At 71.3% G+C, this 21,585-nt stretch carries 12 protein-coding genes and 2 pseudogenes; 7 read left to right on the forward strand and 7 right to left on the reverse strand.

Going from position 1 to position 21,585, the window contains the following annotated elements; all coding sequences use genetic code 11:
- Positions 1-128, forward strand: a pseudogene (locus AIIKEEIJ_RS33180) (ImmA/IrrE family metallo-endopeptidase); the annotation flags it as partial.
- Between the two features lie 1,011 nt (positions 129-1,139).
- Here the strand turns inward: AIIKEEIJ_RS33180 and AIIKEEIJ_RS33185 are convergent.
- Positions 1,140-2,456, reverse strand: a pseudogene (locus tag AIIKEEIJ_RS33185) (BTAD domain-containing putative transcriptional regulator); the annotation flags it as partial.
- Positions 2,363-3,562 carry an oxidoreductase gene (locus tag AIIKEEIJ_RS22235; protein ID WP_161996577.1) on the reverse strand — a complete coding sequence of 400 codons (1,200 nt, stop codon included), beginning with the start codon at positions 3,560-3,562 and terminating at the stop codon, positions 2,363-2,365. The gene AIIKEEIJ_RS22235 and the pseudogene AIIKEEIJ_RS33185, both read right to left, overlap by 94 nt.
- A gap of 81 nt (positions 3,563-3,643) precedes the next feature.
- Here AIIKEEIJ_RS22235 and AIIKEEIJ_RS22240 point away from each other — a divergent pair, with 81 nt between their 5' ends.
- Positions 3,644-4,219, forward strand: a complete 576-nt coding sequence (locus AIIKEEIJ_RS22240; RefSeq protein ID WP_161996578.1) for a TetR family transcriptional regulator — start codon at positions 3,644-3,646, stop codon at positions 4,217-4,219.
- Between the two features lie 12 nt (positions 4,220-4,231).
- Here the strand turns inward: AIIKEEIJ_RS22240 and AIIKEEIJ_RS22245 are convergent, their stop codons facing one another.
- From AIIKEEIJ_RS22245 to AIIKEEIJ_RS22265, 5 genes are all read right to left on the reverse strand, one after another.
- A complete protein-coding gene (locus tag AIIKEEIJ_RS22245; RefSeq protein ID WP_161996579.1) occupies positions 4,232-4,945 on the reverse strand; it encodes a hypothetical protein in 714 nt (237 codons plus the stop codon).
- A 52-nt stretch (positions 4,946-4,997) separates the two neighbouring features.
- Positions 4,998-5,543 (reverse strand): RNA polymerase sigma factor SigM, encoded by a 546-nt coding sequence (sigM, locus tag AIIKEEIJ_RS22250; RefSeq protein ID WP_006934425.1) that lies wholly within the window; start codon positions 5,541-5,543, stop codon positions 4,998-5,000.
- A gap of 83 nt (positions 5,544-5,626) precedes the next feature.
- Entirely contained in the window at positions 5,627-9,463 is a 3,837-nt protein-coding gene (gene murJ, locus AIIKEEIJ_RS22255) for a murein biosynthesis integral membrane protein MurJ (protein WP_065923257.1), read from the reverse strand.
- A complete protein-coding gene (locus AIIKEEIJ_RS22260; protein WP_029546789.1) occupies positions 9,460-11,799 on the reverse strand; it encodes a DUF6049 family protein in 2,340 nt (779 codons plus the stop codon). The genes murJ and AIIKEEIJ_RS22260 overlap by 4 nt, the downstream gene beginning before the upstream one ends.
- Complete coding sequence (locus AIIKEEIJ_RS22265; protein ID WP_006934418.1) at positions 11,796-12,389, reverse strand: NUDIX hydrolase; 594 nt, start codon at positions 12,387-12,389, stop codon at positions 11,796-11,798. Before AIIKEEIJ_RS22265 ends, AIIKEEIJ_RS22260 begins: the two co-directional genes overlap by 4 nt.
- 98 nt (positions 12,390-12,487) lie before the next feature.
- Between AIIKEEIJ_RS22265 and AIIKEEIJ_RS22270 the strand changes: the two genes are divergently transcribed.
- The 5 genes from AIIKEEIJ_RS22270 (at position 12,488) to AIIKEEIJ_RS22290 (ending at position 21,563) form a co-directional block, all read left to right on the forward strand.
- Positions 12,488-13,942, forward strand: a complete 1,455-nt coding sequence (locus AIIKEEIJ_RS22270; protein ID WP_029546788.1) for a CCA tRNA nucleotidyltransferase — start codon at positions 12,488-12,490, stop codon at positions 13,940-13,942.
- Positions 13,943-14,074: 132 nt separating this feature from the next.
- Positions 14,075-14,518: a Fur family transcriptional regulator gene (locus AIIKEEIJ_RS22275; RefSeq protein WP_072633798.1), complete on the forward strand. Its 444-nt coding sequence runs from the start codon at positions 14,075-14,077 to the stop codon at positions 14,516-14,518.
- A 40-nt stretch (positions 14,519-14,558) separates the two neighbouring features.
- Positions 14,559-16,745, forward strand: a complete 2,187-nt coding sequence (gene katG / locus AIIKEEIJ_RS22280; RefSeq protein WP_006934414.1) for a catalase/peroxidase HPI — start codon at positions 14,559-14,561, stop codon at positions 16,743-16,745.
- Positions 16,746-17,042: 297 nt separating this feature from the next.
- Positions 17,043-21,098 (forward strand): molybdopterin-dependent oxidoreductase, encoded by a 4,056-nt coding sequence (locus tag AIIKEEIJ_RS22285; RefSeq protein WP_161996580.1) that lies wholly within the window; start codon positions 17,043-17,045, stop codon positions 21,096-21,098.
- A gap of 60 nt (positions 21,099-21,158) precedes the next feature.
- A complete protein-coding gene (locus tag AIIKEEIJ_RS22290) occupies positions 21,159-21,563 on the forward strand; it encodes a TOBE domain-containing protein (protein ID WP_006934412.1) in 405 nt (134 codons plus the stop codon).
- Positions 21,564-21,585 lie beyond the last annotated feature (22 nt).

The following is a 21,585-nucleotide window of genomic DNA, read 5'->3' on the forward strand; positions in this document are numbered from 1 at the left end:
CGATCATGCTGCCCTACGCGCAGTTCCACGAGATGGCCGAGGACTTCCGATACGACGTCGAGCGGCTCTCCGCCTTCTACGCCGTCAGCTACGAGACCATCGCCCACCGGATGTCGACCCTGCAGCGTGTCGTCGACCCGGACGGTCCAGGTGACCGGCGCGGACCACGAAGTGAGCGCCGCAACGAGGGCCGGCGGGTCACCGATCCGCCGGGCGAGATCCACGGCGCGTTGGCGCACGACGCGTGCGGTGACCACGTCGCCGGTGTGGGCGAGCGCTCCGACGTATCCGGTGAGCAGCGGCAGCAGGCCGTCTTCCGGTACGACGGTGGACATCTCGTGTGCCGACACCGCAGCGCCCCACAGGGTGACCGCATCGGCTCGAGCGCCGAGAGCGTCGGCGCGACGGGCCGCCGCGGTGAGGTGCGCGACGGCGTGGTGGGCGGTGGACGGGGTGGCCGCGAGCGCCGCATGGTGTGCCGTCGCGGCCACCTCGGCCGGCCGCAGGGCGGACAACGCCGCGAGGGCCGCGCCGTGCAGACGGGTGCGCCGGAGGCGTGACTGCCCCGCGTACAGGGTTTCCCGGACGAGATTGTGGGTGAACCGGATCCGCTCGGGCGCGGGTTCCTCGAGCAGGCGGGCGCGCAGGGCCGGCTCGAGTGGCTCGAGGAGGGACTCGAGGTCGGTTCCGCACATCGCGGCGAGCACGTCCAGGTCGGCTTCGCGTCCGAGGACGGCGGCCGCGGACAGCACGGCGACGGTGGCCTCGGGCAGCGTGTGGATGCGGTGGTGCAGTACGTCGGCGATCCCGGCCGGCACGTCGTGATGGAGTGCCCGGACGCCCCGGTCGGCGATCAGCAGAGCAAATTCTCTGACGAACAACGGATTACGGTCGGTCCGGGCGACGAGCAACACCATGTCCTCGGGCGCCAGGGCGACGACGCCGCATTCGCGGACGAGGCGGGCGATGCCGTCGTCGGTCAGCGGGGCGAGGCGGAGCTGCCGGCCGGGGCATGCGTTCGTCGCCGCGCGGACGGCGGCGAGTTCGCTCCCCGCCTCGGCGGGCCGATAGGTGGCGACGGCGAGCAGCGGCCGGGTTCGCAGGGCGGCGAGGGTGAGGCGCAGCAGGTGCAGGGTCGGTTCGTCGGCGCGGTGCATGTCGTCGAAGACGAGCAGCAGCGGACGGTCGGCGGCGATGCGGCCGAGGTGCCGCGTGAGCGAACGGGCGAGCCCGAACGTGTCGAGGCCGGTGCCGGGCACGGCCAGCCGGGACGTCATCGTGGCCGTGCCGTCGGGGTCGGTGTGGGCGAGGGCGTCGAGGATCTCGATCCAGGGCCACCCCGGTGGCGCACCGTCCACCTCGGGGCAGTTGCCGCGGGCAACCTGCCAGCCGTCGCCCTCGAGAGCGCCGGCGAGCAGCGTGGTCAGATGGGTCTTGCCCGCCCCGGGCTCCCCGGCCAGCCACGTCAGACGCGTCTCACCGCGGGCGGCGCGTCCGGCCTCGTCCAGCAGGACGCCGAGTTCGGCGGGGCGGACGTGGTCGGCGATCGGCGCTCGGTCCCGGGCAGGACCGGCCGTACCGGTGAGGATCTCGTGCTCGGCGGCCCGTAGTGCCGGACCGGGGTCGAGGCCCAGTTCGGTGGCCAGGTACTGCCGCGAGCGGCGGATGACGGCGAGGGCGTCGGCCGGGCCGTCGGCGCGGTACCGGGCGCGCGCCAGGAGCCCGACGGCGCGTTCGCGGCCGGGGTCCGCCGCGACGATGTCGCTCAGCGACGCGATCAGCGGCGCGACGGGAGCACCGAGTTCGAGCGCGGTCTCGGCGTACTGTTCCACCGCCGTGCGGCGCAGTTCCCCGAGCCGGTCGGATTCTATTGCCGCCCAGGGGTATCGATCGATGTCGGGCAGCGGATCCCGCCACCGCTCGAGGGCCTGCCCGAGGTGCCGGAGCCGGTCGTGGGGTGCGGTGAAGGCGCGGGTGACGGCGTCCTCGAACGCCCACGCGTCCACCGCGGCGACAGGCAGGTTCAGCGCGTACCCGGCGGCGCTCCGTGGCAGCGGGTCGTGGCCCGGACCGAGCACCCGGCGCAGGTGGGAGATGTGCGCCTGCAGCGCCGCCACGGGTTTGGCCGGCGGTGCCCCGCCCCACAGGTCCTCGACGAGCCGGTCGGCGGAGACCGGGTGCCCGCGTGCCGCCACCAGCCGGGCGAGCAGCGCACGACGGACGGGACCGCCGAGGGCGACGGGCTGCCCGTCGACGAGCGCGGCGACGGCGCCCAGCACCCGCACCTGCACGGGCGGGGTCGTCGCGTTCGTCACCGCCCACCGTCCATGGTGTTGCAGGATAGCTGCGGGCCGGCGCCCCGTCAGGTGCTGTGCTCCACGTCGCGCAGGGATTCGCGCACGACGCACCGGGTTCCGGTGTAGATGGTGGGCATGCACTTGTTGCAGTGGATGCACAGCCCTTCGCGCACGTGCTCGTCCCGGAACTTGTTGACGAGGTACGGGTCTCGCAGCAGCGCCCGGCCCATCGCGACGAACTCGAATCCCTCGTCGAGCGCGTTCTCGATGGTGTCGATCCGGTTGATGCCGCCGAGGAGGATGAGCGGGGTGCGCAGCTCGGAACGGAACTGCCGAGCCATCGGGCGGAAGAACGCCTCCTCGAAGGGGTAGGTCGGGAAGAGCCGCGGCCCGTAGAACCGCAGTCCCAGCCCGACGAGCCTGGGCTGGGACGCGACGAACTCGGCCAGCGGGACGTCGCCGCGGAAGAAGTACATGCCGTTGAGCAGGGAGCTGCCGCCGGTGAGTTCCATCGCGTCGATGTGGCCGTCGGATTCGATCAGCCGCGCCATGGGCAGGCTCTCGTGGAGCCACAGTCCCTGGGGGACGCCGTCCGTCATGTTGAACTTGACGATGACGGCGACCGAGTCGCCGGCCGCCTTGCGGACCGCCTCGAGAACGCGCCGGGGAAACGCGGTTCGGTTCTCGAGACTGCCGCCGTAGCGGTCGCTGCGCTTGTTGAGATTCGGGCTGAGGAACGAGCTGAGCAGATAGTTGTGTCCCAGGTGCACCTCGAGCGCGTCGAATCCGGCCTCGACGGCGCAGCGGGTCGCGTTCTCGTAGTCGGTGACGACCTGATCGAGCTGCGCGAGACTCGCGCCCCGCACCAGGCCCATGGCGGGGGCGCTGATGCGGGTGGACGGGGCGAGGGTCTTCGTCCCGTTGGAGATCTGATTGGCGACGAGTCCGGCGTGCCCGATCTGCGCCGAGGCGAGCGCGCCCTCCGCGTGCACGGCGTCGGTGAGGCGGCGCAGACCCGGCACGGTGTCGCGGTCGAGGACGACGGTGTTGCGGTGTACGCGTCCGCCGGGTGCGACGGCGCAGTACGCGACGGTGGTCAGTGCGGTGCCGCCGCGGGCGACCTCGGCATGGAACTCGACGAGTTCGTCGGTGACGCGACCGCCGGGCATGACGCCCTCGAACGTCGCGGCCTTGAGGATGCGGTTGCGCAGGGTGAGCGGTCCGAGCCGAACGGGTTCGAACACGGCGGGTCGCGACGAGGTCATGCCCCTACTTTCGATGCCAGTGGTTCTGTAACGTGTTGCAACTATAGTGCCGCGCCGTGCCGTGCACCACAATTACCGGTGATGACCGCATCCCACCGCTCCCCCACGCCCGCCGGCCGCCCCCGCGATCCGCGCATCGACGCCGAGGTCCTCGCCGTGACCCGCGCGATGCTGCTCGAGGTCGGCTGGGAACACCTGAGCCTGCGCGGCATCGCGGCCCGGGCCGGGGTGAGCCGGGCGGCCCTCACCCGGCGGTGGCCGTCGAAGGCGCACCTCGTGCTCGACTCGCTTCTCGGTTCCGCGCCGGACCTGACCCCGATGCACGGGACGGACCGCCGCGGCTGGATCGAATGGGTCGTCAGGGGCAGCGCGGACCTGTTCGCCCGCCCCGACGTCCGCGCCGCCCTGCCCGGGCTCATCGCCGCACTCCGCGATCACGACGATCTGCGGAAGACCCTGTGGCGCACCTTCAGCGGCCCCAGCACGGCACTGTTCTCCCACGGCGACGGCTCCTCTCCCGCCGACCTCGACGCACGTGCCGTGCTCGTCCTCGCCGCGGGTGCGGCGCTGTTCGCGAGCATCGTTGCGGCCGAGGACGACACGTCCGCCCTGCGGGAGCGGATCCTCGATCTGTTGCTGCCCGCCGCGGACGGTTGAACTCCCTGCGGCTCAGCCGATCTGACGGATCGCCAGAGTCGCCGGATCGGAAGCGCCGCATCCCGTGCCCACCACCAGTGCCGTCAACCGCGGCGACGCGGCATCACCCAGGACCAGCGCGACCGCCTCCCGGCCGTCGAACCGGATCGTGCGTGACCCCAGCAGTGGCCGGGATTCGTCGATGCCGTTGGCCTCGAGGCATTCTCGGAGTACTCCGTGATCCGACAGCGGGCCGGGGTCGGACGCGCCGATCATCGCGCGCCAGGTCGCCGGGTCGAGCACGTCGGCACCGGGTGCAGCAGAAGCTGGTGCAGCAGAAGCCGGCGCGGCAGCGGCGGGCGCGGCCATCGGCGCCGCGGCATCGGGGCGTCCGGCGCCGTGGGCGGTGACGGCGAATCCGATCGCCACCGCGGCCGCGGCCCCCGTCCCGGCCGCGGCGAGCAGCCACCGTCGCCGGCGGCGCGCGGCGGCGTCGGCGGTCAGTGCCGCATCGATGCGGGCCGCCACTTCCGGCGGGATCGGCGGGCTCTCAACATTTTCGGCCGCACCGAGGGCCCGGAGCCGGCGGCTGACGGAGTCGAGCGCGGCGATCACCGCCATGGCGTCCGGATCCCGCCGCACCGCCGGCCACAATCCGGCGGTGACGTCGTCGTCCAGGACCCCGGCGTGCAGGTCGGCGAGCAGGTCGGCAGAATACGGCGGCCGCGGCAGCTCGTCCTCGGTCATCCGCTGTCCTCCCCGCCTTCCGGTGCCCTCACCAGGATAAGACGGCCGCCGATCACGATCGGTTCCCCGTATCCCGCAGGTCACCGAGAAGCACCGCGAGCCGACGGCGCCCGCGCGCGCAGCGGCTCTTGACCGTGCCCTCGGGAACGCCGAGCCGCCGGGCCGCCTCGCTCACCGGCCAGCCCTCCACGTCGACCGCGACGACCGCGGCGCGTTGCTCCGGTGGCAGGGTGAACAACGCCGCCTCGATGTCGAGCGCGATCTCCCGCTCCGCGATGCGATCCCGTTCATCGCGGGCATCGGTGCCGTCGTCGTACAGCGGGACGGTCGGTCGCGCCTTGTTGCGCCGGATGCGGTCCAGGCACGCGTTCACCACGATGGTGTGCAGCCAGCTGCGAACTGCCGCGGTGTTCCGGAATTTCCCCGCCGTACGATGCGCCGACAGCAACGCCTCCTGCAGGGCGTCCGCGGCATCCTCGGGCGAATAGCTGGTGCGGCGCGCCACCTGCCACAGATGGTCGTAGTGCCGTTCGAGCAGTTGCGCGAACGCGCGTCGGTCCCCCGCCGCGTGCGCCGCGAGTAACTCGGCGTCGGACACGGCAATTCCTGCGATCCCCCCCAAAATTCGCACGCGCGGATGGTAGCCGATCGAGGTGGGCGACCGGAGGCGCGTGCGCCGGGCTATTCGGCGGCGGTGAACGTCACCTCGGCGATCGAGCTCTTGTTGCCGCCGCCGGACGTGCTCAGCCCCGTGATCCACACCAGCACATCGGAGGTGCGGCCCTCGGCCTCGACGGGGATCTCCGTGACGCCGGACCGCAGCGTCGCCGAGCCGATCACCTGGGTCTGGTCCAGGGAGGCCTGGTCCGACGGTGCGCTGCGGATCTCGACCTTCGTGCCCGGGCTGTCCGACGTCACCGACACCGACGAGAGCGCGGCCGGCTCGGCGAGCGCCACCATCAGTCCCACACCGTTCTTCAGGGCGGGAAACGGCTGGAAGTAGGCGTCGGTGCTCCACTCCGTCGACGGATCACCGTCGATGGCCAACCGCGCCGTCGCCGGCGAATCCGGGGTGCCCTGCGGGGAGAACACCGAGACCGCCGATGCCGCCACCGGTCCGGCCGCTGCGGCCGGGGCCGGCGCCTGGGCGACCGGCTCCGACGGCGCCTCGGAGGTCGGGGTGAGGCCGAAGTCCTGGCTCGTGAGCGGCTCGTCGGAGTTGCCTCCGGCGAGCAGGTTCGCGATCCACCAGCCGATCAGGGCGAGGAGCACCACCGTGGTGATGCCGAGGCCGACGAGCGCGAACAGCATCCGCTCGGATCGCTTCTTCTCCTCGGCGAGAGCCTCCGGGTCCGCGAGGGCGTGGTCGGTGGCGCCGGCACTGCGCTGGCCGAGCCGCAGCGCCGGGATCATGTCGGTCTTCTGGTCCACGACCGAGGCCTGGCCGAGGATGTGCTGCACGGTGGCCGCGGTCCGGATTCCGCCGTCGGCCGCGAGCGCACGCACCGCCACCGCGGAGATCTCGAACGGCACCTCCGGCCGCAGCGTGCGGGGCTCGACCGCGATGCCCTCGGCGGTCAGGTCCGCCGGGCGCATCCCGCCGATCGTGCCGCCGGTGTGCGCCGGGGGCTGCTCCCCGGGCGCGGCCTGTTCGGGCAGCGGCCAGCGGGCGGTGATCAGGCCGTAGAGGCTCGCGCCGAGGCCCCGGACGTCGGAGGTCACGTCCGCGTCGGCGAAGGTGGCGGGGAAGGCCAGCACCGCGTCGCCGGCGACACTGATGCGGATCCGGTCGGGGTGATCGATCGAGAGGGCGCCGCCGCTGCGGTGCGCGGCCTCCGCCGCGGCCGCGAGGGCCTGCACAGCGCGGGCCGCGCCGAGCGGGGACGGCTCGGTGCCGGACATCTCGCGCAGCGAACGACCGGGCGTCCACTCGGCGACGACGATGCCGCCCGAGCTGCCGCGGACCACGTCGAGCACCCGTGCGAGCCCCGGTGAGTTGATCCGGCCCAGCCGCAGGGTGCGCGACAGGATGGCCTGCGGACCGTCGGGACCGGTCACGTCCCCGGCGCGCTGCTCGGCGTCGACGAACGTCAGCGCCACCTCGCGGTCGAGCTTGACGTCCTGCGCCTGCCAGAAACGCAGACCGCGCGCGCCGCCGTGCGGGGCGAGCAGACGGTAGCGGCCACCGGCGACCGACGCGCCGGGGATCAGCTTCGGCCCGCGCATCGGGGTGCGCGGCGCGGACCCCGGCACACGCAGCGGAGGCAGCTGGGGTGAGCCGATCGGGATGACGCCGGTGTCGACGTGAGGATCGCGGCGGGGCCGGCCGGCACCGGAGCGGTTCTCGGCGGGGCTGCCGGCGGACTTCTGCGGCGAGGCGGAACGGTCGGGGATGCCGGCCTGCGGGGACTGCGTCGACGTGCCGTCGGCGTCCGTGGACACCGAACCCGGGTCCGTCGATGCGGACTCATCGACCGTGGACTTACCGGTAGCGTGGTCGTCGCTCACCCTCACTCCTTCTTGTTCGACTCGCCCGCCCCGGAGGTAACCGGGAGGCCGTCCGGCATCCGCGAACCGGCGCGATCCGTCCCGGGTGGTACGAACCTGCCGTCGACCAGGGTACGGGAGTTGCCGGTGTGCATCGATGTGGCTCGGCACGTCCCTGATGGCGGGAATCACCTCGGTGACCGCGTCGTACGGGGCCACCCCGTAGTCGCCGTAGTCCAGGCGCGGCAACACGATGGTCTTCTCGGCCTCCGATTCCTCGAAGCGGGCCGCCTCGAGTTCGGCGATCTCGTCGGCATCCGCCTCGGCGACGGCCGGCTCGACGGGCGTGCGTCCGCGCAGCGCGTCGACCTTGCGCCGGACCGCCGCGGTGATCGCCAGGATCTCGGGCACCTTCAGCAACCACATCACCGTGAGGGTCACCAGCAGCATCAGCGCGCCGGTGATCGCGACCCGCACCATCGAGCCGATGCCGCCGAACCGGTCGCTCAGCGCACCGAGCCGCAGCAGCCGATCGGTGAGCAGCATCGCCGCCGAACCTGCGGCCGAGGCGATCACCACGTGCCACACGGTCCGGCCCACGTTCGCCATCCGCAGGTCGCCGAGGGCGCGGTGCAGCAGGAAGCCGCCGATGCCCGCCCCGACGGTGAAGGCCAGGCCGGTCGCCACGCCCAGCAGCAACACCACCTGGTCGTCGTTGCGGGCGACGACGGGCGCGATCGCGGACAGGCCGATCTTCACGGCGGTGATGCCGAGGATGATCCACGTGGGGGTCCACGCCTGCTCGCGTGCGTAGAACACGCGCAGATGGATGAGGACGAGGGCGTACGGGATCAGGGTGAACGCCGACCAGCTGACCGCCTGGCCCAGCCGTTCGGCGTTGCCCTCGCCGAAGCTGCCGTAGCCGTACAGGGCCGTGCCGATCTGCGGGCCGGCGACGGTGAAGAATACGACGATCGGGATCAGCGCGATCATCGTCAGCCGGGTCGCGACCGACAGGTCGTCCACCACCGCGGGGGTGTCCTCCTCGGCGGCGTTGCGGCTCAGCCGCGGCATGATCGCGGTGAGCACCGTGACGCCGAGGACACCGTACGGCAGCTGCAGCAGCAGCCACGCGTTGTTGTAGATCGCCGGGCCGGCCGCGTCGGCGCTCGACGAGACGTGTGTCGCGAACACCATGCCGGCCTGGCTGATGAGCACGTACAGCACGATGGCCGCGGCCATGCCGCCGAACTGGCGCAGCCGGTCGTCGAGCCCCCACAGCGGCTTGAGGCTGATCCCCTCGCGGCGCAGCGCCGGCACCAGGGACATCGCCTGGGTCACCACACCGAGGGTGACGCCGCAGCCGAGCAGCAGCAGGTGCGGGTCGCTCATGCGCACCGGGTCGAGAGTGATCTCCCCGGGCAGCAGGAAGTACAGGACCAGGACCGTGATGACGACGATGTTGTTCAGCACCGGCGCCCACGCGCCCGGTTTGAACACCTGCCGCGTGTTCAGGATGGCGGTCAGCAGCGCCGACAGGCCGTAGAACAGGATCGCCGGCAGCAACAGATACGTCAGCGCCGTGGTCAGCGTCGTCGACACCTTGCCCGTGTCGTCGAGGAAGAACCGGGTGACGAGGACCGGCGCCGCGGCGGTGGCCAGCAGGGCGGCGAGGCCGAGCACGGTGACGGAGACGGTGAACAGGCGCCGGACGAACGCCGTACCGCCGTCCGGGTCCTCGCGTTCCGCGCGGACCAGCACCGGCACGACGATCGAGGTGAGGACGGCGCCGAGCACCAGCTCGGAGATCATGTTCGGGATCTGGGCGGCCACCGTGTACGAGCTCGCGACGGCGGCGCCGAGCAGGGTCAGCAACAGCACCTGCTTGACGAAGCCGGTGATGCGGCTGATCAGGGTCGCGAAGGCGATCGAGCCGGTCGCGGCGAGCAGGCCGGGGTTCTTGCGCGGGGCCGGCTCCGCCGCCGCGGGGGCGGGCGGGGCGACGTCCTCACGGGTCGGGTTCCCGGTCATCGTTTCTCGTACCCTTCGTCGGCTGGATCGGGCTCGCCGCGGAAGCGGTGCAGGAGACGACGGCCCGCCAGGAACAGCAGCAGCGCCCCCGCACAGCCGGTGACGATCGCGAGAACCTGGCCGTACGCGTTGGACCGTACCGTCACGTTCGTCGGGGTGCCGAGCGGCAGCCCGGACTCCGTGGTCAGGGCGAACTCGACACCGATCTTCCGCGAGTCGCTGATCTGCGCCGGCACCGTGAGGGTGCGGCTGCCGCGCGGGGGCAGCTGGGTGGGCCCGATGTCGGTGATCTTCATCGCCGACGGCGCGTCCACGTGCAGCCGCACGGTGATGCCCACGGGCAGATCGTTGCGCGCGACCAACAGTAGGGGACTCTGTTCCGAGGTCAGCGTGTAGACACCGCCCGGTGAGAGCACGGTCACTCCCGCGAACATCCCGTCGACGGCGTCGCGTACCTCCTCGCCGCGCTGCCCCGCGTCGCGCGCGGCGGCGCCGGGGTCGGGCCCGCGCCGGCCCGCCAGGCTCATCGCGCGCAGCAGGTCCTCGCGCAGCGGTGCGGTGAACTGCTGCGGTGTCAGCTGCGCCTGCGGATCCTCGACGAGCGCCTCCTGGAACGAGTCGAGCCGGGGTGCCTGCTCGCGGGCCGCGTCGATCACCTCGGCCGACGCACCGTCGACGATGGCCTGCTCCGGGTAGGACAGCGCGACGGTGGGGGCGTCCCCGGCGGCGGGTGCGAACAGGGTGTCGAACGGACGCGGGGTGGCCAGGCCGGAGCGGATCAGGGTGCCGACCATCGACAGGACCGCGGCGGCGTCGTCGCCGGACGCACTCCACGACTGCGGCGGCACGAACAGCGCGGAGCCCGGGGCCGCGGACGCGCCGTCGCCGGTGGACACGGTCCGGGTGGCGCTCTCCGACGTGCGCAGCGCGGACCAGCTCAGGGCGCCCAGCGCGTCCTGCAGCCGGGCGCCCGGGGAATCCTCGGTGAGGTCGTAGCGGGCGTCCTCGGCGGTGAACGACGGCGTCTGGGGAGCGTCGCCCAGCGCGGCGAGCGCGGTGGCGGCGGCGCTGTCGAACAGGACCGTGGACAGGCCGTCCACCCCCCGCACGGGCATCGGACCCGTGCCCGCGTCCGAGTCCGCGGCGTCGACCGCCGTGTCGGCGAGCAGGGTCGTCACCGGGCCGTCGGCGGCGAGCAGCGCCCCCGCCTGCTCGGTGAGCACCCCGGCGTCGGGCCAGACCACGTCCTCCCGGGTCGTGGTGATCCCGAGGATCGTGTTCACGATCTCGGTCGGTGCGGCGAGCGCGGGCCCGGCGAGAGAGGCGTCGTCGAGTTCGGCGAGGGCGGCCACGTCGACCTGGGCGAAGGGCACCGCGACCGTGCACATCGACGCGGCCAGGGTGCGCAGCCGTTCCAGCCACGCGACGGCCGCGGCCGTCCCCTCCCCGTCGTGGGCGTCGCCCCTCGGCTCGGCCGTGTCCTCGACCACCAGGTAGCCGCGGGTCATGTTGGCGACGGTGACGAGCAGATCGGGGTCGACGGCCAGGCACATCGCGTCGGCGACGCGGCGGTCCTCGGCGGTGGCCGCGCGCTCGGCGGCGTCGAGCAGTCCGTCGAGCCGGCCGCCGTCGGCGAGCGACGTCGCGAGGTCGTCGTCGACGAGACGGACCGGGTCCGTCGCCGATCCGGGCACCCCCGCCGCGAGGCGCGGCCGGTCCGCGAGCGGCCACAGCATGGTGACCCCCACGGGTGCGGACGTGTCCGGGGGCACGGGCCGGCTCTCGCTGCTCTCGCCCGCGGGCACCCCCAGCACGGGCAGCAGGAACCGGGCGTCGTCGAGCCGTGCCTGACCGCCGTACTCGGGAGCGCCGTTGACGTTGACGAGCAGCGGATACACCCCGGGGGTGTCGATACCCAGCGAAGGGCTGTCGGCCGAGCGCAGCGCCAGCTCGAGGCGGAACTGCCGCTGCTCACCCCGCTCGAGGACGTCGGTGACCGATTCGAACGGCCCGGTGCGGTCGTAGGCGGTCTGATCCCAGGTCAGCGCCGTGCGCAGCTCCTCGGCGGAGCCGACCGCCGGGGCGCGCTGCAGCCGCACGGCGATGTCCTCGACATCGCGGTCGCCGACGTTCTCGAGCGTGCCGGTCACGGTCACCACAGGCTCGCTGCTGGTGGACATCGTCGTCGGCGTCACCGAGTCGATGCGCAGCTCGAGGAAGCGCGGGGCGTCGGACGCGTCGCTGCGCGGCTGGGCGACGGCCACACCCGCCGTCGTCAGGACGAGCGCGAGCACGGCGAGAACGGCCGCCGCGGCCCGGCGAGCTGCCGAGGTCATCCGAGACGGGCCTCCGGTCCGCCGGGTCCGAGCAGCATCGACGGATCCATCTCGGCGATCAGCTGGTCGGCGACGTCGGCGAGCCTGCGCTCGTCCGCGTACGCCAGGCGCGAGCGCAGCTCCGGCAGCGGCACCCAGGCCACCTCGGTGACCTCGACGTCGGCGTCGGAGAGCTCGCCGTCCAGGTAACGCAGCAGGTAGTGGTGCACGGTCTTGTGGACGCGCCGGCCCTCGGTGACGAACCAGTAGTCGATGCTGCCGAGCGTGGCGAGGACGGTGCCGTGGATCCCGGTCTCCTCGTGGACCTCGCGCATCGCCGTCTGCTCGGCGGTCTCGCCCTTCTCGATGTGTCCCTTCGGCAGCGACCACAGCAGCCGGCCGCGCCGGTCCGTGCGGCCGATCAACGCCGCGCACAACTTGTCGGGTGGCCCGCCGAGGCCGTCGACCACCAGTCCCCCGGCCGATGTCTCGCGGACCGTGCGCAGGTGAGGCTTCGCCGCGTCGGAGGTGGCCCGGCCACCGGACTTGGCGCCCGCGCCACGCCGCCGCGAGGTGCGGCGGTTGCGGTTGGCACGTTCTGCGGGCGACACCTCATCGATACTAGTTGGCGGGACGTGCCCGGCGGTCCAACCAGGCACGTCCGGATCGCGCGACTGCGCGTTCGGCCACCTCGGTAAGGTTCGAAGACGTGAACTCTCCCTCCACCGACACCGAGCGGCGCGCCCGACTGCTCGCCGGCGCCGACGCGACGCTGCGTGCGCTGTCGGACATCCTGGCCCCGCTCGGTGAGCGCTTCACCGCCGCCGGTCACGAGCTGTACCTGGTGGGAGGGAGCGTCCGCGACGCGGTGCTCGGTCGCCTCGGCACCGACCTGGACTTCACCACCGACGCGCGGCCCGAGCAGGTGCAGGCGCTGCTGCGCGGCTGGGCCGACCACCAGTGGGACACCGGCATCGACTTCGGCACGATCAGCGCGGTCAAGGGCCCGGAGCAGATCGAGATCACCACGTTCCGCAGCGACGCGTACGACCGTGTCACCCGCCACCCGATCGTCGAGTACGGCACCAGCCTCGAGGACGACCTGATCCGTCGCGACTTCACCGTCAATGCCATGGCGGTGCGGATCGGCCCGACCGGCGCGGAGGACTTCGTCGACCCGCTCGGCGGGATGGACGCCCTGCTCGCTGGGGTCATCGACACCCCCGCGATGCCGAGCGAGTCGTTCCACGACGATCCGCTGCGGATGCTGCGCGCGGCGCGGTTCGTCTCCCAGCTGGGGTTCGGGCTGGCGGAGCGGGTGCACGACGCGATCGTGGCCATGGGCGACGAGATCCTGCGGATCAGCGCCGAGCGGGTGCAGGCCGAGCTCGACAAGCTGATCCTCGGTGCCTACCCGATCGAGGGCATCGACATCATGGTCGAGACCGGCCTCGCCGAGCGGGTGATCCCGGAGATCCCGGCGATGAAGCTCGAGATCGACGAGCACCATCAGCACAAGGACGTGTACTGGCATTCGCTGACCGTGCTCAGGCAGGCCATCGACCTCGAGGACGGGGATCCCGATCTCGTGCTGCGCTGGGCGGCCCTGTTGCACGACATCGGCAAGCCCGCCACGAAGCACAACGAGCCGGGCGGCGGCGTCAGCTTCCACCACCACGAGGTCGTCGGGGCCAAGCTGGTCCGCAAACGGATGCGGGCCCTGAAGTACTCCAAGCAGATGGTCGACGACGTCAGTCAGCTCGTGTTCCTGCACCTGCGGTTCCACGGCTACGGCAAGGGCCAGTGGACGGACTCGGCGGTCCGGCGCTACGTGCACGACGCCGGTGACCTGCTGCCCCGGCTGCACAAGCTGGTCCGGGCGGACTGCACCACCCGCAACAAGCGCCGGGCCGCGGCGCTGCAGGCCACCTACGACGATCTCGAGACGCGCATCGAGCGGATCGCCGAGCAGGAGGACCTGGCGAAGGTGCGGCCCGACCTCGACGGCAACGCCATCATGGAGCTGCTCGGCCTGAAACCCGGCCCGCAGGTCGGGCAGGCCTGGAAGTTCCTCAAGGAGCTGCGGCTCGACCGTGGTCCCCTCGACCGCGACGAGGCCGAGGCCGAGTTGCTGAAGTGGTGGGCGCAGCAGCCGAAGCCCTAGCGGCCGGGTAGCCGGACGGGTGAGGGTCCGCGCGACCGCCGCCCGCGCCACCGAACACACGCGCGAGTTCTGATCACGCTGCGGTTACCCAAAGTCGTGACTCATTCCAGAAAAGTGCGTCATAGTATCCACGTGCCCTCGACGCGGGATTACGTGGAGCAGTTGCGTACGGCGGAGCTGCGCGTGACCCGGCCCCGGATCGCGGTGCTGGAGGCGGTGCACCAGCATCCGCACGCCGACACGGAGACGATCTTCGGAGCCGTGCGCACCGGTCTGCCGGAGGTTTCCCGGCAGACCGTGTACGACGTGCTGCACGCCCTGACCGGTGCGGGTCTGGTGCGGCGGATCCAGCCGTCCGGTTCCGTCGCCCGGTACGAGTCGCGTGTCGGGGACAACCACCACCACCTCGTCTGCCGGTCCTGTGGGGCCATCGCCGACGTCGACTGTGCCGTCGGCGAGGCGCCCTGCCTGACCGCGTCCGACCACAGCGGCTTCCTCGTCGACGAGGCCGAGGTCATCTACTGGGGCATGTGCCCCGACTGCTCGGCAGCACACGCTTCGCGATCACATCCGTGATCACCGTCCGATTCACCGAAACCCGGAAGGAAGGGCCGACGTGTCCAACAGTGAAAGCGAAAATCCGGTAATCCCGTCCCCCGAGCCGAAGCCGCATCGGCCCAGGACCAACCGGGACTGGTGGCCGAACCAGCTGGACCTGCAGGTTCTCCACCAGCACTCGCCCCTCTCCAATCCGATGGGCCCGGACTACAACTACGCCGAAGAGTTCGCGACCCTCGACGTCGAGGCCCTGAAACAGGACATCTTCGAGTTGATGACGACGTCGCAGGAGTGGTGGCCGGCCGACTACGGCCATTACGGGCCGCTCTTCATCCGGATGAGCTGGCATGCCGCGGGCACGTACCGCATCGCCGACGGCCGGGGCGGCGGCGGCAAGGGCGCCCAGCGCTTCGCCCCCCTCAACAGCTGGCCCGACAACGCGAGCCTCGACAAGGCGCGGCGGCTGCTCTGGCCGATCAAGCAGAAGTACGGCCGGAAGCTCTCGTGGGCGGACCTGCTGATCTTCGCCGGCAACTGCGCCTACGAATCGATGGGGTTCAAGACGTTCGGTTTCGGGTTCGGGCGCGAGGACATCTGGGAGCCCGACGAGGTGTTCTGGGGACCCGAGGACACGTGGCTCGGGGACGAGCGTTACGCCGGCGACAGGGAACTGTCCGGCCCGTTCGGCGCCGTGCAGATGGGCTTGATCTACGTGAATCCGGAAGGGCCCAACGGTAACCCGGATCCGATCGCCGCGGCCCGGGACATACGGGAGACGTTCGGCCGGATGGCGATGAACGACGTCGAGACCGCGGCGCTCATCGCCGGTGGTCACAGCATCGGCAAGACCCACGGCGCCGCCACGGCCGACCACGTCGGTCCCGAGCCGGAGGCCGCTCCCATCGAGCAGCAGGGTCTCGGCTGGAAGAACTCCTTCGGCACCGGCGTGGGCGGGGACGCGATCACCAGCGGTCTCGAGGGCGCCTGGACGCCCACCCCCCGGCAGTGGGACAACAGCTTCCTGGAAACCCTGTACGGCTACGAGTGGGAGAAGACCAAGAGCCCCGCCGGTGCGTGGCAGTGGATCCCGAAGGACGGGGCCGGCGCCGACGCCGTCCCCGACGCCCACGACCCGTCGAAGCGGCACTCGCCGGTGATGCTGACCACGGACCTCTCCTTGCGACTCGACCCGATCTACGGACCGATCACCCGGCGCTGGCTGGACAACCCGAAGGAGTTCGAGGAGGAATTCGCGAAGGCCTGGTACAAGCTGCTGCATCGCGACATGGGACCCGTCGCGCGCTACCTCGGACCGTGGGTCCCCGAGCCGCAGCTGTGGCAGGACCCGGTTCCCGCGGTCGATCACGAACTGATCGGAGCGGACGACATCGCCGCCCTCGGGAGCAAGATCCTCGAATCGGGCCTGCCCATCCCCCAGCTGGTCGCCGCCGCGTGGGCGTCGGCGGCGAGCTTCCGCGGCACCGACAAGCGCGGCGGGGCCAACGGGGCACGCATCCGCCTCGAGCCGCAGAAGAACTGGGAGATCAACGAGCCGGGCCGGGTGGCCGAGGTGCTGCAGACCCTCGAACGGATCCAGCAGGACTTCAACGGCGCGCAGTCTGCGAAGAAGGTCTCGCTCGCGGACCTGATCGTCCTGGCCGGCTGCGCCGCCGTCCAGCAGGCAGCGAAGAACGCCGGTGTCGAGATCACGGTTCCGTTCACGCCGGGCCGCACCGATGCCTCGCAGGAACAGACCGATGTGGAGTCGTTCGCCGTGCTCGAACCCGCGGCCGACGGGTTCCGCAACTACCTGCGCGCCGGCGAGAAGCTGCCGCCGGAGCGGCTGATGCTGGACCGGGCGAACCTGTTGACGTTGACCGCTCCGGAGATGACGGTTCTCGTCGGCGGGATGCGTGCCCTGAACGCCAACTTCGGGCAATCCGCCCACGGCGTGTTCACCGATCGGCCCGAGGCACTGACCAACGACTTCTTCGTGAACCTGCTCGACATGCGCACGGAGTGGAAGGTGTCCGAGTCGACCGAGAACGTGTACGAGGGTCGTGATCGTGCCACGGGCGAGGTCAGGTGGACGGCCACGGCCGTCGACCTCGTCTTCGGTTCGAACTCGCAGCTGCGCGGTATCGCCGAGGTCTACGGCAGCGCCGACGCGCAGCAGAAGTTCGTGCAGGACTTCGTCTCTGCGTGGAACAAGGTGATGAACCTCGACCGGTTCGACCTCGCCTGAGCAGCGCTCGATGATCGGCCCCCGGGGCCGATCATCCACACCCCTCGTGCGGCATCCCGCCGGCTGACACAGCCCGCGGGGTGCCGTGCGTCGTTCCGGCGCCCGGGGGATGCCGTGCGCCGTTCCGGCGCCCGGGGGCCGCCGATCGGGCCGATCGGGCCCTCTCACCGCCGCGCGCGGCGAATCGTGAGCCAGATGTCACCGGGGACTCACCACGGTTAATGCCCACGAAACACGGTGTCGGGAGCATGAGACCTGGCCGGAGGAACGTGGCCGACCCAGGTGAGGAGCGGTTCGATGCAGGGCGAGATCACGAAGGTCAAGACCGCCTGCTCATACTGCGGCGTGGGCTGCGGCATGGTGCTGGAGGTCGGCCTCGACCCCGCCACCGGCGCCCGCCGGGTGCTCGACGCGTACGGCGACAAGGAGCACCCCACCAACCTCGGGCGCCTGTGCACGAAGGGGGCGACCAGCGCCGAGATGCTGGCCGCCGGCGGGCGGATGGAGAGCGCGTACCGTCGCGCCGAACGCGGCGGTGCGCCGGTGCCCGTGGAGGTCGACGCCGCGATCGCCGAGACCGCCCGCCGGTTGCGGGAGGTGCTCGACGAGCACGGACCCGACGCCCTGTCCTTCTACGTCTCCGGCCAGATGTCCCTCGAAGCCCAGTACCTGATCACCAAGCTCGCGAAGGGGTTCGTCGGCACCAACAACGTCGAGTCCAACTCGCGGTTGTGCATGGCCAGCGCCGGCACCGGCTACAAGCAGTCGCTCGGCGCGGACGGCCCGCCCGGCTCCTACCAGGACTTCGACCACGCGGACCTGTTCTTCGTCAGCGGCGCGAACATGGCCGACTGCCACCCCATCCTCTTCCTCAGGATGATGAACCGGGTCAAGGCCGGTGCGAAGCTCGTCGTCGTCGACCCCCGCCGCACGGCCACCGCCGAGAAGGCGGACCTGTTCCTGCAGATCGCGCCGGGGACCGACCTGGCGCTGCTGAACGGCCTGCTGCACCTGATCGTCGAGAACGGGCACGTCGACCGGGCGTTCGTGGCGGAATTCACCGAGGGCTGGGACGCCATGCCCGGGTTCCTCGCCGACTACACCCCCGCACGCGTCGCGGAGATCACCGGACTGGCCGAGGAGGACATCCGCACGGCCGCGCGGTGGATCGGCGAGGCCGGTGACTGGATGTCGTGCTGGACCATGGGCCTGAACCAGAGCACCCACGGCACCTGGAACACCAACGCGATCTGCAACCTCCATCTGGCCACCGGCGCGATCTGCCGCACCGGCAGCGGCCCGTTCTCGCTCACCGGCCAGCCCAACGCCATGGGCGGCCGCGAGATGGGCTACATGGGGCCCGGCCTGCCGGGGCAGCGCTCCGTCCTCGTCGACGCCGAGCGGGCCTTCGTCGAACAGCAGTGGGGGCTGCCGCCCGGCGCGATCCCCACCACGGTCGGCAAGGGCACCGTCGACATGTTCGAGCAGATGGCCGCGGGCACCATCCGGGCCTGCTGGATCATCTGCACCAATCCGGTTGCCTCCGTGGCCAATCGACGCACCGTCGTCGAAGCGCTCGAGAAGGCCGATTTCGTCGTCGCGCAGGACGTCTTTCTCGAGACCGAAACCACCGCGTATGCAGACGTCCTGCTGCCGGGAGCGCTGTGGGCGGAGTCGGAGGCGGTGATGGTCAACTCCGAGCGCAACCTGACGCTGCTGCAGCAGGCGATCGATCCGGTCGGCCAGGCCCTGCCGGACTGGCAGATCATCGCGCGCGTCGCCTGCGCCATGGGCTACGCCGAGGCGTTCACCTACTCCTGCCCCGAGGAGATCTTCGAGGAGATCACGCGCTTCTGGAACCCCAAGACCGGATACGACCTGCGCGGAATCACGTACGACCGGTTGCGCGAGACCCCCGTGCAATGGCCGTGCCCGCCGGACGCCGCGACCGACCGGAACCCGATCCGCTATCTCAACGACGGGGTGAGCCAGACCCTGCTGAGGTCGGAGGACGGCACCGCCCCCCGGCTGCGGTTCGCCACCGCCACCGGCAGGGCCGCGTTCCACCCCCGACCACACATGCTGCCGGCCGAGATGCCCGACGACGACTTCCCCGTCGTGCTCGGCACCGGCCGCGTCCAGCACCAGTGGCACACTCTTACCAAGACGGGGAAGGTCGCCAAGCTCAACAAGCTGAACCCCGGACCCTTCGTCGAGATCAATCCCGGCGATGCGCAACGACTCTCGATCGCGGACGGTGACCAGGTGGAGGTCGCGTCCCGCCGGGGCCGGGCGGTGCTGCCGGCCGTGGTCACCGACCGGGTACGGCCGGGATGCTGCTTCGCCCCGTTCCACTGGAACGACATGTTCGGGGAGTACCTGTCGGTCAACGCGGTCACCAACGACGCCGTCGATCCGGCGTCGCTGCAGCCGGAGTTCAAGGTGTGCGCGGTGTCGCTGACCAAGGTGGCAACGCCCGCCCGGCCCGAACCGTCGGGTGCACCGGCCGACCGGCTCGCCTCGACGCTCGGACTGGGGGACGTCGCGCCGCCCGTGCTCGATGATCTCGAAAAGCGTTATCTGACTGGATTTCTCACGGGATTCCGGGAGTCCGGACAGGCAGGTGTGCCGGTGCTCCCGGCGTCGGCTCCCCTTCCGGCTGCCACCCGGGCATGGGTGGACGGGCTGCTCGCGGGGCACTTCGCGCACGCCGCACCGGACCGCGACGAGGCCGACGGGGCGCCGCCGGTGGTGGTGGCGTGGGCGTCGCAGACCGGCAACGCCGAGGAGTTCGCCCGGATGTGCGCCGAGCGCCTCCGCGCCGCGGGCCGGCCCGCCGCACTGGTCGGGATGGACGACTACGACGTGTCCGCGCTGACCGGGGTGCGCGACCTGCTCGTCATCACCAGCACCTTCGGCGACGGCGACGCCCCGGACAACGGCACCGCCTTCTGGAACGCCCTCAACAGTGACGACACGCCCCGCCTTCCCGACACCCGCTACGCCGTGCTGGCGTTCGGGGACTCGAGCTACGACGACTTCTGCGGTCACGGCCGCCGCATCGACGAGCGGCTCGCCGAACTCGGGGCCACCCGGCTCACGCAACGGGTGGACTGTGAGCCCGACTACGACGAACCGGCCGGCGAATGGCTCGCCGTCGTCGAACAACTCGTGCGTCCCGACGGTGCCGCACCGGCCGCGCCCACCCCGGGACCCCCGGCGAAGCCCGAACCCGCCTACAGCCGGAAGGTGCCGCTCGTCACCCGGCTGACCCGGAACGTCCCGCTCAGTGGACCGGGGTCGTCGAAGGACGTGCGCCAGTTCGGATTCGAGCTGTACGACCCGGACTTCGTGTACGAGGCGGGAGACGCGCTCGGCGTGATGCCCACCAACGGACCCGAGACGGTCGACGAATGGCTGCAGGTCACCGCGCTCGACCCGGAAACACCCGTGGAATTCGCCGATCTGCCGACCATTCCCCTGCGCGAGGCCGCCACCCGCCACCTCGAGATCGCTCGGGTGACCCCGGAGCTGCTGCGGTTCGTCCACGAGCAGACCCAGAGCGCGGAGCTGGCCAAGCTGCTGCGACCGGGTAACAAGATCGAGCTGCAGCAGTGGTTGTGGGGCAAACAGGCGATGGACGTGATCTCGGCGTATCCGTTCAAGGCGCCGATCGAGGAGTGGCTGCCCGTGCTCAAGCGGCTGCAGCCCCGTATGTACTCGATCTCGTCGAGCCCGCGGACCAACCCCCGCGAGGTGCAGCTGACCGTCTCGGTGGTGCGTTACAGCTACGAGGGCATCGGCCGGGCCGGGGTGTGCTCGAGCTTCCTCGCCGACCACAGTCACGGCGTCGACATCCCCATCTTCGTCCAGCGCAGCACCCACTTCCGGCCGCCCCGGACGCCGGAGACCCCGATGATCATGGTCGGTCCCGGCACCGGCATCGCGCCGTTCCGCGCCTTCCTGCACGATCGCCGCGAGATGGGCCACACCGGCCGGAACTGGCTGTTCTTCGGCGATCAGCGGTCCTCCACCGACTACCTGTACCGGGACGAGATCGAGGCGATGCACGCCGACGGCTTCCTCACCCGGCTCGACCTGGCCTTCTCCCGCGACCAGCGGCAGAAGGTCTACGTGCAGGACCGGATGCGCGAGCACGGGGCGCAGCTGTGGAAGTGGTTGCAGGACGGTGCCCACTTCTACGTGTGCGGCGACGCGAGCCGGATGGCCAAGGACGTCGACGAGACGCTGCGCGAGGTGGTGCAGGTCCACGGCAGGCTCGACGAGGAGGACGCCGAAACGTACGTCAAGCAGCTCGCCGCCGAGAAGCGCTACGTGCGCGACGTGTACTGATCCGCAAATTCGTTTCAATACGCTTGATAGGTCCGCAGAAGCGGAAGTAGTGTCTGTTTTGTGACGCAGATTCGCATCAAGGATGCCGCCCGGCTGCTCGGCGTCAGCGACGACACCGTCCGGCGGTGGATCGACCAGGGCGCCCTCCCGGCCGGCAAGGACGGGGCCGGCCGCAAGATCGTCGAGGGGGCCGACCTTGCCGAGTTCGCCCGCCGTCAGGCGGACGAGGCACCCGATCTGCTCGGCGTGGGCAGCTCCGCCCGCAACCGGTTCGCCGGGATCGTGACCCGCGTGGTGTCCGACACCGTCATGGCGCAGGTGGAGATGCAGTGCGGCCCGCACCGCGTCGTGTCGCTGATGAGCACCGAGGCCGTCCGTGAACTCGGCCTCGAACCGGGCAGCCTCGGGGTGGCCGTCGTCAAGGCCACGACGGTGATCGTCGAAACCCCGGCGGGTGCGTCGTGAGACGGCGGGAGGCAGTCGTCGT

Origin of the sequence: Rhodococcus sp. YH1, from assembly GCF_009939605.1 — a bacterium.
In the GTDB taxonomy this organism is placed as follows: domain Bacteria; phylum Actinomycetota; class Actinomycetes; order Mycobacteriales; family Mycobacteriaceae; genus Rhodococcus; species Rhodococcus aetherivorans.

What these genes read in the sequence shown, in the direction of transcription:
- AIIKEEIJ_RS22285 (WP_161996580.1), top strand. Translation starts at nt 17,043, where the DNA reads ATGCAGGGCGAGATCACGAAGGTCAAGACCGCCTGCTCATACTGCGGC.
- murJ (WP_065923257.1), bottom strand. Translation starts at nt 9,463, where the DNA reads ATGACCGGGAACCCGACCCGTGAGGACGTCGCCCCGCCCGCCCCCGCG.
- AIIKEEIJ_RS22235 (WP_161996577.1), bottom strand. Translation starts at nt 3,562, where the DNA reads ATGACCTCGTCGCGACCCGCCGTGTTCGAACCCGTTCGGCTCGGACCG.
- AIIKEEIJ_RS22260 (WP_029546789.1), bottom strand. Translation starts at nt 11,799, where the DNA reads ATGACCTCGGCAGCTCGCCGGGCCGCGGCGGCCGTTCTCGCCGTGCTC.
- AIIKEEIJ_RS22240 (WP_161996578.1), top strand. Translation starts at nt 3,644, where the DNA reads ATGACCGCATCCCACCGCTCCCCCACGCCCGCCGGCCGCCCCCGCGAT.
- AIIKEEIJ_RS22245 (WP_161996579.1), bottom strand. Translation starts at nt 4,945, where the DNA reads ATGACCGAGGACGAGCTGCCGCGGCCGCCGTATTCTGCCGACCTGCTC.